General features: G+C 40.2%; 11 protein-coding genes. 4 read left to right on the top strand and 7 right to left on the bottom strand.

The window, feature by feature from the left end; all coding sequences use genetic code 11:
* Positions 1-11: 11 nt before the first annotated feature.
* Entirely contained in the window at positions 12-1,310 is a 1,299-nt protein-coding gene (hisS, locus tag IGI54_RS03515) for a histidine--tRNA ligase (protein ID WP_430621174.1), read from the bottom strand.
* A gap of 555 nt (positions 1,311-1,865) precedes the next feature.
* Here hisS and IGI54_RS03510 point away from each other — a divergent pair.
* Positions 1,866-2,801, top strand: coding sequence for an aldo/keto reductase (locus IGI54_RS03510; protein ID WP_430621173.1), 936 nt, complete (start codon positions 1,866-1,868; stop codon positions 2,799-2,801).
* 178 nt (positions 2,802-2,979) lie between these two features.
* Here IGI54_RS03510 and IGI54_RS03505 read toward each other — a convergent pair whose 3' ends face one another.
* The 3 genes from IGI54_RS03505 to IGI54_RS03495 form a co-directional block, all read right to left on the bottom strand.
* The gene (locus IGI54_RS03505) at positions 2,980-3,948 is read right to left on the bottom strand and encodes a D-2-hydroxyacid dehydrogenase (RefSeq protein WP_430621172.1); all 969 of its coding nucleotides are present in this window, start codon (positions 3,946-3,948) and stop codon (positions 2,980-2,982) included.
* Positions 3,949-4,210: 262 nt separating this feature from the next.
* Positions 4,211-5,650: a proline--tRNA ligase gene (gene proS / locus IGI54_RS03500; protein ID WP_216429640.1), complete on the bottom strand. Its 1,440-nt coding sequence runs from the start codon at positions 5,648-5,650 to the stop codon at positions 4,211-4,213.
* 322 nt (positions 5,651-5,972) lie between these two features.
* On the bottom strand, positions 5,973-6,824 hold the full coding sequence (locus tag IGI54_RS03495; protein ID WP_430621171.1) for a DUF368 domain-containing protein: 852 nt from the start codon (positions 6,822-6,824) through the stop codon (positions 5,973-5,975).
* A gap of 319 nt (positions 6,825-7,143) precedes the next feature.
* On the opposite strand from IGI54_RS03495, the gene IGI54_RS03490 reads away from it, so the two are divergent.
* Entirely contained in the window at positions 7,144-8,721 is a 1,578-nt protein-coding gene (locus IGI54_RS03490) for a bifunctional aspartate transaminase/aspartate 4-decarboxylase (protein WP_430621170.1), read from the top strand.
* A gap of 45 nt (positions 8,722-8,766) precedes the next feature.
* On the opposite strand, the gene IGI54_RS03485 is transcribed toward IGI54_RS03490, so the two are convergent.
* Entirely contained in the window at positions 8,767-9,333 is a 567-nt protein-coding gene (locus IGI54_RS03485; protein ID WP_071863168.1) for an NAD(P)H-dependent oxidoreductase, read from the bottom strand.
* A gap of 103 nt (positions 9,334-9,436) precedes the next feature.
* On the opposite strand from IGI54_RS03485, the gene IGI54_RS03480 reads away from it, so the two are divergent.
* A complete protein-coding gene (locus tag IGI54_RS03480; RefSeq protein ID WP_430621169.1) occupies positions 9,437-9,985 on the top strand; it encodes a CDP-alcohol phosphatidyltransferase family protein in 549 nt (182 codons plus the stop codon).
* A 57-nt stretch (positions 9,986-10,042) separates the two neighbouring features.
* On the top strand, positions 10,043-10,519 hold the full coding sequence (locus IGI54_RS03475; protein ID WP_071863167.1) for an MGMT family protein: 477 nt from the start codon (positions 10,043-10,045) through the stop codon (positions 10,517-10,519).
* Positions 10,520-10,697: 178 nt separating this feature from the next.
* Here the strand turns inward: IGI54_RS03475 and IGI54_RS03470 are convergent, their stop codons facing one another.
* Both IGI54_RS03470 and IGI54_RS03465 read right to left on the bottom strand, forming a co-directional pair.
* Positions 10,698-11,894: an acetate kinase gene (locus tag IGI54_RS03470; protein ID WP_430621168.1), complete on the bottom strand. Its 1,197-nt coding sequence runs from the start codon at positions 11,892-11,894 to the stop codon at positions 10,698-10,700.
* A gap of 49 nt (positions 11,895-11,943) precedes the next feature.
* Positions 11,944-12,951 (bottom strand): class I SAM-dependent methyltransferase, encoded by a 1,008-nt coding sequence (locus IGI54_RS03465; protein ID WP_430621167.1) that lies wholly within the window; start codon positions 12,949-12,951, stop codon positions 11,944-11,946.
* Between the last annotated feature and the right edge of the window lie 15 nt (positions 12,952-12,966).

Here is a 12,966-nt window from a genome sequence, read left to right as displayed (position 1 = left end):
TACCATTTCTTTTAATCAAATTTTGGTGCTGTCATTTCATCGTAGATCGCTGCGAAGTCTTCATACAGATCCGCCAATGGAAATGCTTTTTCTTCTCTAGTTGCAGAGTCCTTCACATTGATCACGCCGTTCGCTAATTCATCTTCTCCTAAAGTTAAGACTAGCTTAGCGCCTTCTTTGTCCGCCGTTTTAAATTGTGCTTTGGCCTTGCGTCCCATGAAGTCACGATCAGCAGAAAAACCAAAACCGCGAATCGCTTGAACAACTTTTAAGGTCTCCATATTCGTCGCCTCACCTAAACCGACAACATAAGCATCTAAATTAGTCGCGTCCGGTACCATCACATCTTCTTGCTCTAAAGTCAGTAAGATTCGTTCGATTCCCATTGCAAACCCGATCCCAGGTGTTTCTGGTCCACCAAGTTCTTCAACTAAGCCATCATAACGGCCGCCGCCACAAATCGTTGTTTGCGCGCCCATTCCTGGAGCGTCACTCATGATCTCAAAAATCGTATGATTATAATAATCTAAACCGCGAACCATTCGATGATCGATTTCGTAGGGAATGTTCAAATATTCTAGCGTTTTAGTCACACCTTCAAAATAGCCCTTCGCGTAATCACTTAAATAATCTAGAATACTTGGTGCATCCGCAACTACTGACTGATCCTTACGATCCTTACTATCTAGAACCCGTAATGGATTTTCGTGTAAGCGACGCTTCGAATCCTCACTTAGTTCTGCTTCGTGGGCTTCTAAGTATTCAATCAATGCTTGACGATAATTGCTTCGGGTTTCTTTGTCCCCTAAAGTATTGATGACTAATCGTAATTGATTGATGCCTAATTGTTTGAAGAAATCCATTGACATAGCCATCACTTCGACGTCCAAGCTGGGATTTTCGCTACCAAAAGCTTCGACTCCAATTTGATGGAATTGACGTAAGCGACCTTTTTGCGGACGTTCATATCGGAACATCGGGCCTGTATAATAAACCTTGTAAGGCTTCTTGAATTCTGGTCCAAATAATTTATTTTCTACGTACGCCCGAACAATCGGTGCCGTTCCTTCAGGACGTAAAGTCACATGGCGCTCGCCTTTGTCGTGAAAATCATACATTTCTTTTGAAACGATATCCGTTGTGTCCCCAACACTACGGGCGATCACTTCATAGTGTTCAAAAATTGGTGTGCGGATTTCTTGGTATTGGTAATCACTAAAAACTAAACGTGCAGTCTCTTCAACAAATTGCCACTTGTTGCTCTCTCCCGGTAAAATATCATTGGTCCCTTTAGGTCGTTGATAACTCATGGTAAGTCTCCTTTTATGATGGGTATTGTTTTTGTCAGAATTAACGAATAGTAGGTAGAAAAAATATCGCTATCTCATTTCAACAGAGACATTTTTCAAAAATCAAAAAATATTTTATTGTCGTTTCGCATAACATTTTTCTAACCTGCTGAAGCAGGAGAAAAACTGTCAAAAAAAGCCCTTGTTCGTCTTGAACAAGGGCGAAATGATCGCGGTACCACCTATTTTTTAAAAGAGTTTCCTCTTTTCTCTAGCAATTAACGCTTGCGTAACGGAGTGGCTTTGCACGCACTCATCTCCAGACTGTCTTTCGATTACTTACTACGAAATTGCTTTCAGTCAAGGCAATTTTTCCTGTACGTCTTCAGTAATTTACTCGTTCCTTCTTAGATGTTTTTTATCTTCTATTACGCTACTAAAAAAAAGCTCGAAAGTCAAGTGATTTCAGGTGGTCAATCGTGGATAATAAGGATTATTCGCTTTTTTTTCTGCTTTATTCTAAACTAAAAAAAGATGGCACGTTTGCCAATTCAAGCAAAATGAGGAGTGAATAGTATGTCAGAAGTACGAATCGGAAAATCACGGGTATATGCCAGCGCGTTAGGTTTAGGAACCAACGCTGTCGGCGGACATAATCTCTATCCAAACTTGACGGATGAAATGGGAAAAGAAGTCGTTCGAACTGCGCTTAACAATGGGATCACGTTACTAGATACAGCTTATTCTTATGGACAAGGCTGTTCGGAAGAATTAATTGGTGAGGTCTTGCAAGAACCTGAATTTGACCGTTCACGAGTGATTGTTGCGACAAAAGCTGCTCATGATCCAAGTCGAGGTGGAAAATTCAATAACTCGCCGGAATTTTTAAAAGAAGCGGTAGAAGCTGCTTTGAAGCGGCTGCAAACGGATTACATCGATATTTTTTATATTCATTTTCCAGATGAAACCACACCAAAAAACGAAGCAGTGGCTGCTTTGCATGAATTAAAGGAAGCAGGAAAAATCCGCGCGATCGGTGTATCAAACTTTTCACTAGAGCAATTAAAAGAAGCCAATCAAGATGGCTATGTCGATATCGTAGAGGACCGCTTCAGCCTAATTCATCGTGAAGTCGAAAAAGAACTGTTTCCTTATTTAAAAGAAAACCATATTAGTTTTGTTCCCTATTTCCCATTGGCTTCTGGCTTGCTGACAGGTAAATATGACAAAGAAGCTGACTTTGAAGACAGTGATTTTCGTAGTAAAAATCCAGACTTCAAAGGCGAGCGTTTTAAAGAAATCGTCGCAAAGGTCGATCAACTAAAACCACTTGCGAACAACTATGATGCGACGGTGGCTCAATTAGTACTGGCTTGGTATATGAAGCATCCTCAAGTTGATGTCGTTATCCCCGGTGCAAAACGAGCAGAACAAGTCGAAGCAAATGCGAAAGCTGTTGATATTCGCTTAACGCAAACAGATTTCGAACAAATCAACGATCTGTTTCGTTAATCAGCACTCCGTATAGACACCAACCAAAAGGAGCTAGGACATTAATTTGTCTCAGCTCCTATTTCCGTATAAACGGTGTGACAGAAGTAGCTTCTTCGGAAATAAGCCGAAATTTCACAAAAATTTGAGGAGCAATTTTCGGAAATTCCTTCTTATTTCTTGAAGCTGAACACTTCTGTCACAGCCTCTTATTTACGATATTTTTTTCCTCGCCCGCAAGAAAAGCACTTAAATTGTCTAGAGCAATCTTCATCAACCGTTCTCGCGTTTCGATCGGCGCCCAAGCGATATGAGGAGTAAGAAAACAGTTCTTAGCTTCTAATAATGGATTGTCTCTACTCATAGGCTCTTTTGAGACAACGTCTGCACCTAAAGCATAGATTTTTTCTTCATTCAACGCATTCGCTACTGCTAATTCATCCAACAATTCTCCGCGGGCCGTATTAATCAAAATCACACCCGTTTTCATCTGCTTGATGGCAGCTTGATTGATCATTTTAGTTGTTTCCTCTGTTTGCGGCACGTGTAGACTAATAATATCTGCTTGTTGATAAAGCTCCTTCAATGAAACTTGTTCTACCCAGTCGGGAGAATCCTTTTCTCGATGATTCCAAAAAATTATTTTTAGCTTGAACGCACGTGCAATATCAGCTACTGCTTGCGCAATTTCCCCATAGCCAATCAAGCCAAGTGTTTTCCCGCTTAATTCCATTAAAGGTGTATGCCAATACGTGAAATCCTTACTGCGTTGCCACTCTCTTTGATGAACCGATTGATTATGCAGACCGACTTGGTTCACTATTTCTAGCAATAGAGCAAAAGTAAATTGCGCCACCGCATTTGTCCCATAGGATGGAATATTTGTAACTGGAATCCCTCGCTTTCTCGCTGCAACAATATCCACTACATTATAGCCCGTCGCCAGTACACCGATATATTTTAATTGCGGAACAGCTTGAAGTACTTCTTCATCAATCGGTGTTTTATTAGTAAGAACCACATCCGCATTTCCAATCCGCTGAATAATTTCTTGTTTGTCAGTATAGGAGGTTCGATCATAGAGGTTCACTTCTCCAAATTTTTCAAACCCTTCCCAACTTAAATCTCCTGGGTTCAACGCGTAACTATCAAGCACGACAATTTTCATCTTGTTCCTCCTATTTAACCGTTTTCTATAAAATACTAAAAAAGAAACAAAATGAAAAGTATATAGAGTATTTCTAATTGAAAAGCTAAAAAAACAAGTCTGAAAGAATCACGAATGATTCCTTCAGACTCTAAGAATATAACCGCACAGATCAACCTTTGAGAAACTAAATTCCTAACCGTACTGCATACTGGTGGCTGATTGATTTAAACAGTATTTGCGAAAACTTTTTATAAAGTGATTCTGTGGCGGGCTTCTTTAATTAATAGGCGCGAGCAATCCAAACGGTATGCTTCGCAGGTTTTCCACTAACGATATCGACCGTCTTTTCAACCGGTGGATTGAATGGAATGTTACGAGTGGTAAAGCCGGTTTCTTCTTTGATCTTCGCTTCGGTTTCTTCTGTTCCGTCCCATCCGATCAAGACAAAGCCCGGTACTTCGCCAGCTGCTTTTGATTTTTCAATATGAGCTTTCAACTCGTCAAGAGTATCGATATCCGTATGTTCATTTGCTTCGTAACGTTTAACAGCACTATCGAATAAACGTTTTTGCATTACATCTAATTGTTCAACGATGTAATCCTCGATGCCGTCTAAGGACACGGATTCTTTATCATCCAAGTCACGCATTTTAATAACGGCTTGATTATTTTCTAAATCACGTGGGCCGAATTCAACACGTAACGCCGCGCCTTTAAGCTCCCATTCGTTGAACTTGAAGCCTGGGGTATTGTCTGTCGTGTCAATTCGAACACGTAGATCTTTTTGCGCTAATGACGCTTTTAATTCCTTCAAGCGATCTAGGATCTCAGGGTTCTTTTGCCAAGGTCCAACTGGAACTAAGATCACTTGCGTTGGCGCAACTTTTGGCGGCAATACTAAACCTTGTTCGTCTCCGTGAACCATGATCAATGAACCGATCAAACGAGTGGAGATTCCCCATGAAGTAGTATAAACATGTTCATGTTCATTGTTGCGGTTCAAGAATTTGATATCGAAGGCTTCAGCAAAGTTTTGACCAAGGTAATGAGACGTTCCTGCTTGGACGGCTTTCCCGTCACGCATCATTGCCTCGACAGAATACGTATCGACAGCTCCTGCAAAACGTTCAGACGGTGTTTTTTGTCCGCGGTACACAGGAATCGCTAAAGTATCTTCGATTAAGGTCGCATAAGCTTCCAAGATTGCCATTGTCCGTTCACGAGCACTTTCTTCTGATTCATGCGCTGTATGGCCTTCTTGCCATAAAAATTCTGATGTCCGCAAGAATGGCATTGTCTTTTTCTCCCAACGGAAAACATTCGCCCATTGGTTGATTTCATATGGAAGATCACGGTAAGAATTGATCCAGTTAGAAAAAGCATCACCAATCAATGTTTCAGAAGTCGGACGCAATGCGTAAGGTTCTTCTAAAGGCTCGTCGCCAACTTTTGTTAACCAAGGCAATTCTGGTGCAAACCCTTCAACGTGCTCTTCTTCTTTTTCCAAGAAATGTTTAGGAATCAGCATTGGGAAGTAGACATTCCGAATGTCCTGAGTTTTTAGATATTTATTGAAATCCTCTTGAATGTGTTCCCATAATTCCCAGCCATCTGCTTTAAAAATAATACAGCCACGAACAGGTGAATAATCCATCAAGTCAGCTTTTTGGATCGTTTGTAAATACCATTTTGAAAAATCTTCTTTTTGTAAGTTTGTCATTCACGCATCCTCCTAAAATTGAAAATAAAAATAAAAAAACCGTTCCGTCCCTACATATTTGTAAGGACGAAACGGATAATTTCGCGGTACCACCTTGCTTGATCAAACTTAGTTGATCCAACTTTCAGCTCCAATAACGCTAGAGTCGCGTGTCGCTTTCACGACAATCCTCTTTGGTAGGTTCATAAATCCCAGTGGGCGCGTTGATCTTTCAGACGGTGAATCAACTCTCTGCTGCCGATAAAATTTATTACTATTCCAAATGCTTAACACCATATTAAAGACTTCTCATGAAAATTGCAAGTAAAAATTTTATTTTTTTCTAATCTTCTGGTACATAACGTTCTTCTAAGCGGCTCATCCACCAACCTAAAGCCGCACCAAGGAAGCATAAAATAGCGCAGCCGATGAAGCCTAAAAAGCCGATTCCGCTATAATCTGTCGGCACGATCATTACCGTCGAAGCAAAAACAATTCCCAAAATAAAATGATACATCGGTGCGTAATAACGATTGAATACCCAGTCCATCACCTTTGATAAACTTAAAACAGTGATCAAGCCGCCGACTCCGATCGGAATGATTACACCCATATCAACAGTCTTAAAGCCATCAGCCATAGCTTTGTACATGCCCATATAAACTAAAAAGTTTGAAGGACTAAGTCCCGGTACAATCAAACCAAGTCCGATCAACGCCCCGGCAATCATCCACGTGAAAAAGTTTTGATCCACGGTCCCAAAAAGACTTGAGCCTTTCCATAAAAACCAAAAGCCGACGACAAAACTTACCGCTAAAATAATCAAATCTTTGGTATTACGGCCCTTTTTCCCAGCTTCATTCCATAACGCAGGAACCGTTCCAATGATACAGCCGACAAAAAACCATAGCATAATCGTTTCGAATTGACCTAATAAAAAACTAACCGCAAAAGAAAGAACGAAAACACCGGTCAGTCCGCCGAGCCCCACAGGAATAAAAAATAAAACATTCTCTTTAAAATTTTTCGTAATGTGTGCTAAAAATGATATAATCCGTTCGTATATCCCGAAGACCGCGGCTAACGCACCACCACTTACTCCTGGTAAGATAAATCCTGAGCCGATGAACATTCCCTTAATGAAGCGTAAGAACCAGTCGCTTTTATTCGGCTGTGTAACTTTTTCGTTTTCCATAAAAAAATAAGTCCTCCTAAATTCGTTGCTAACAAATATTTCTCGAATCAGAAAAATACCTAACTCTCGATTATTGCGCTGCCGCCAATGATCGGCAGCTTCACCTTAGCAAGTGTACCGATAAAAAGAAAAGGGCGCAAGACCTCTCACTAAGCTCACGTCGAAAACTTAAAGAAATTTTTGAGATTTTGACAATTACTTCTAACTTTGATCAAGACACCGCCCTTTAGCCGCAAAAACTAGCCTCAATTTCATTTTTAAAATTATTTGCCTAAATTATCAATGCACGTTACGCTAGTATTGGAGGTGGTAATTCACAATGGATACTTCAAATGTAAATGAATTGGAACAACTTGGCTCCTTTGAAATCAGCGATCAAATGTTGAAACTGGCGCAAAAAAATCAACGAAAAAATATTTTTTTGAACGCTGGTCGCGGCAACCCTAATTGGATCAATAAAAAAGCCCGGCTCGCCTTTAACCGCTTAGTCGAATTTGGTGTTCAAGAATCTGAGCGAACGCTTAGTCAAGCCGATTTAGTCGGCTGCCCAGAAAAAGAGGGGATCTTGAAACGCTTCAAGCACTTTTTAACTGCCGAAACTGAAACAGATCACTTTCTTCTAGAAATATTAGACTACACAGATGGACTAAAAATTGATAACGAAGATCTCGTCAAAGAGCTGATTGACGGTGTGTTAGGTAATAACTACCCCGTTCCTAGTCGCGTGCTGAAAAACAGCGAACTTATTTTGAATCACTATTTAGAATCAACTTTGTATAATGGCACAAAGCTGGCGGATCAAACTCAAATTTTTCCTACTGAAGGCGGAACCGCTGCCATCGTTTATATTTTCCAATCTTTAAAGGCGAATAAGTTGATTCAACCAGGTGATCGAATTGCCATCAACACACCAATTTTTACGCCTTATTTACAGATTCCCGAATTGGCCGATTACGAATTAGTCGAGGTCGATCTCCATTCCGCTGAAGAGAACCATTGGGACTTATTGCCAAAAGAAATCGACCGCTTAAATGATGCGAAGGTCAAAGCATTGTTTATCGTGAATCCTAGCAACCCCGGTTCAAAAGCACTGAACTCAAACGCACTGGCTGCCATTCGTGAAGTCGTTCAAAAAAATCCGGACTTGATGATCATTACAGATGACGTTTACGGAACTTTCGTTGAAGACTTTCAAACGATTTACGCAGTGGCCCCTTACAATACGCTGCTGGTCTACTCCTTTTCTAAGTTATTCGGTGCGACTGGTTGGCGAGTAGGGTTGATCGCAGCCCACAAAGACAATGTCTTTGATCGTTTGATTCGCCAATTACCTGAAAAAGAACGGGCGCAATTGATTAAGCGTTATGACCTTGTTGTACTCGAGCCTGAAAAACTGCCCTTTATTGAGCGAATGGTTGCTGACAGCCGTTCAATCGGTCTCTATCATACGGCTGGTTTATCGACGCCACAACAAATTATGGAAGTTTTATTTGCACTGACCCATTTGTTAGCTGGCGACAGTGATCCTTATATTGAAACATCACGTGCAATCATCGCCGAGCGCTACAAAGAATTATTCGCGGCTTTGCAGTTACCGACTGATGATGGCAAAGAGAATTCAAAATATTATGCGCTAGTCAATATCTACCAACTAGCTGAAGAAAAATATGGCAAAGAATTTCGCCATTACTTAGCGACTCACTTTGAGTATATGGACTTTTTGAAAACACTAGCAGAAAAAGAAGGCGTCGTTTTGATCGATGCCGTTGGTTTCGGGGCTATCGCTGGCGAGTTGCGGGTTTCAGAAGCGAATTTACCTGCAAATGATTATCGCCTAATTGGCCACGAAATCCTCAAAGTGCTCAAAGAATATCATGACGAATTTTTGGCTAAATAATAAAAAAAGATTTGAGGCTCAAGTCAAATGAGCTTCAAATCTTTTTTAGAGCTTGCTATAAGCAGAGGATAAATAGGCTTGCCGCTCGTCCTCACCTAGCTGTTTCAATGAGCCAAGATGATACCATGATATATTTCGCAGCCCGACATCTTCCAAGGTGGTTGTTAATTGATGCTTGTAGCTTCTCGTACAATGTTGCTCCAAACCTTCCGTTGGTTGATCCGAGGTAGTGAAAACAACGACCGACTCAATCGACAATAAAGGTTGGATGCCATTCCCGCCATCGAAAAAAGCGAATTCATTTAACAGAACCTTGTCAAGAAAGCCCTTTAAACTTGCTGGTGAACTGTACCACCAAATCGGAAAAACAATTACTAATTGCGTTGTCTCTCGCAATAAATTCATGTAGTGTAAAACTAACGGATCAAGAACCAATCCATTCTGATAACCAGCCAGCTCCTCTGTCTTCATGACAGGATCAAAACCGTCTTTATACAAATCAATCACTTTGTAGATTTTTTGATCTTCCTCTAACCCTGCTATCAACGTATTTAATAATTGATGATTGAAACTTTCTTTCCAAGGATGATCGATAATCAGCGTCGTTGTCATAGTCTTCTCCTTCAGTCCTTTTTTTAAAAATAGCACAGAAATATTGCAGTTAGATGTCAGTTAGATGTCAAAAAAACTAAGAAGAGACTAAAGTTAAGTTATCTTGCAAAAAGGAGGAAAAATTATTTCTTACTTTCCCAATATAATAACATTTTTACGCATAATCATTTCCTTTTTACTCCCCTTTGTCACCATTCGCTATTTCTTTCCGCTTTATTTTCTCGCGGGAATAACAGATGTCTTAGATGGTTGGTTGGCCCGCAAGCTCAATTGGACCAGTCAATTGGGAACTTTTTTAGACAGCGTCGCGGACTTAGTCTTTTTTTCTGCGGTGGTGTTAAGAATTATTTTAACCATCAACCTGCCGGCTTTTATTTGGTGGGGAGTCGGTTTGGTGGCGTCTATTCGAGGACTTAGCTATTTTATCGGCTATCTTCGCTTTCGACAATTTGCCAGCCTTCACACATACCTTAATAAAATTACCGGATGGCTGCTATTTTTGACACCGTTGGCCTTGTTATTGCTCTCAATCAAGCTTTGGGGACCTTTGCTAATTTTTTTAGCCCTGCTTTCAGCCCTTGAAGAATTATTGATCATTCTAACTACTACTGCCTTAGATAAAAATTGCCCCACTTTTTTTAAACAAAAATAAACTGCCTCATTGCTACTTATTTTTATTCTCGCTACACTATTACTAGGAGGTGAGTTTATGGCAAATGAAGAACAAAAAGATTTTAACGCCATGCTTCATGAAGACAAAGGAATGCCTAAAATGCAAATCGTGACCGATAAAAAAACGATCCAGCGTTACGGTGGAGAAAAAATGTATTTCGCTCCACCACTTGCTTATGATGCAGTGATGAAAAAGATTCCTTATGGAAAAGTGATTACAGTTGGTACTATTAGAGATTTTTTCGCAAAAGAAAATGCTGCCGACTTTACCGAACCCATTACTGCTGGCATCTTCATCTCAATCGCTGCTTGGGCCAGCTTCCAACGGGGCAATGATCCAACGCCTTATTGGCGGACACTAAAAGCCAAAGGAGAACTCAATCCAAAATATCCTGGCGGAATCATGGCTCAAAAAGAAAAACTTGAAGCCGAAGGCCATACGATCGTTTGCCGCGGACGGAAAAATTTTCGTTACTATGTTGCCAATTACCAAGATTTCCTATATGAGTTGTAACTTTTGAAAAAAGTAATAATCCAAGTACTCTTTTTCCAAAAACTGAAAAAGAGTTTATCGGCATCCCCCTACGATTCCGCTATACCGCTCGTGTAATCATTTATCTACATCTGAAAAACAGAGAAAAGCGTAGCTCATAAAAAAGCCTCCGCCATTTTTTGGCGAAGGCTTTTTTAATTTATTTACCTAAACGCTCAACGTCACGAGCGATCATTACTTCTTCATCTGTCGGGATAACATAGACTTTCACACGCGAGTTTGCGGTTGAAAGTTCTGCTTCTTTTCCGTGGGTACTCTTATTGATTTCTTCATCGATTTCGATACCGAACCAAGACATTTTTTCCATCACTAAATGACGTACTGGATCTGCGTTTTCACCAACTCCAGCGGTAAAGACGATAGCGTCCACCCCATTCATAACTGAAATATATTGGGCAATATATTTACGGATACGATCACAATAAATATCTAACGCTAAGATTGCATCTTCGTTGCCATCGTCCGCACCTTGTTCGATATCACGCATATCGCTTGAAATGCCAGTCAAACCATAAACACCAGATTTTTTATTTAAAACATCGATCATTTCATTGATGTCTTTGATGCTCGCTTTTTCCATTAAGTATGGTAATAATGATGCATCGATATCACCTGAGCGTGTTCCCATCGTTAAGCCAGCTAGAGGCGTGAAGCCCATTGAGGTATCGATTGATTTTCCGCCTTCGACCGCTGTGATAGAACCACCATTACCAATATGAGCTGTGATAATTTTAGTTTCTTCGATTGGTTTACCTAATAATTCCGCTGCACGTTCTGAAACGTAACGATGACTAGTTCCGTGGAAGCCATATTTACGAGCTGAATATTTATCATAATATTCTTTAGGAATACTGTATAAATAGTTTGTCGCTGGCATCGTTGCATGGAAAGATGTATCAAAAACAGCAACGCTTGTCACGTTCGGTAAAATATGACGGAAAGCTTTGATTCCCATCGCATTAGCTGGGTTATGCAATGGTGCAAATTCACTTAGCTCTTCGATTTTTGCTAGAACATCATCATCGATCAAGACAGAATCTTTGAAATATTCGCCACCAGCAACGACCCGGTGACCTACGCCAGTAATCTCATCAAAGGAAGCAATAATTTTTAATTGGATCAACTGATCCAATAACATTTGAACTGCTACTTCATGGTCTTTGATATCTAAAACTTGTTCAAATTTTTGGCCTTCTCCATACTTGATAGTAAAAATTGAATCATTAATCCCGATTCTTTCAACGATTCCTTTAGCAATAACTGATTCTTCGGGCATTTGGTACAACTGCCATTTTAAACTTGAACTACCGGCATTGATTGCGATTGTTTTTGACATTTTAATTCTCCTTCATAGTTAATGATGGCTCGCATAAACAGACGAGCATTTATAAATTTGAAGACTTCCAATCTTCGAATTTTTTGAAAAAATCGGTCACTTGGCTTGGTTCTTTTAAAGATGGTAAGTGAACCAGCAAAACTTTTTCTGCTTGTTTAGCGGTCTCGCCTTTTTGTTGAAGCAATAAAATACTTTTACGAGAGTGTTCTGATTGGAACAATTCGTCTGGTAATTGGATGATGCCTTGTAAGAAAACATTATCCTTCATCCATTTTTGTAACAATGGTCCTTGCACAGTCTCTAAGAAATTGCTAGGTACTAAAAATAGACCAAAACCATTAGGCTTCACATAATTCATCGCCTGCTCCATCAATAAGTGATGTGCATAGCTGTGCTCTTTTTCTGAGTGGGTCGTAAATTTTTCGGCTTGTTGATCATTTGGGTAATAGCCGACAGGTAAGTCACCAATCACATAGTCAACAGGATCGACTAATAAATCTTGCAAACTGTCTTGGTGGAACAATTGTAGATTTTCCCCCATCAATAAACTGTCCGAAGCGGCGATTGCTAACAACGTCTCATCATTGTCAACACCAATCCCTTTGACGGAGTAATTTGCGGCCTGCAGATTGATTAAGGCGGTCAATAATAAATTACCCATTCCTACGCTGATATCTAATATTTCTAGAAACTGTTCTTTACTTAGCGTTAGTTGTTCGATCAAAAAGACAAACAAAAAGCCGATACTGTCTGGGGTTAATTGATGGTTGGGCTGTAATGCCTCTTTTTTTGAGCCTTTCAGCAAAATTAATTGCGTCAATTTGCGCCAATCTTCTTTTGTTAAGTCAAGCGCCAATAACTCTTGATAAAGCGCTTCAACTTTTGCAACGGTTGCTGCATCTGGTTGTTGATCGATCACTCGTACTTTAGCATCATCGACTAAGTTCTCCGCATTTTCGATGTAAGCGTCAAAAAAAGAAGTTCCTAGTGACTGCTGCAATGTGATGATCGCCTTTTCCATCACGGAAAAAGCCGTTTCAATTTTTTCAGGGTTCATCTTGCACCTCACAAA

Source organism: Enterococcus sp. DIV0800 (genome assembly GCF_050559735.1).
Classification (GTDB): Bacteria; Bacillota; Bacilli; order Lactobacillales; family Enterococcaceae; genus Enterococcus_A; species Enterococcus_A devriesei.
This window is presented reverse-complemented; position numbering and strand designations above follow the sequence as displayed.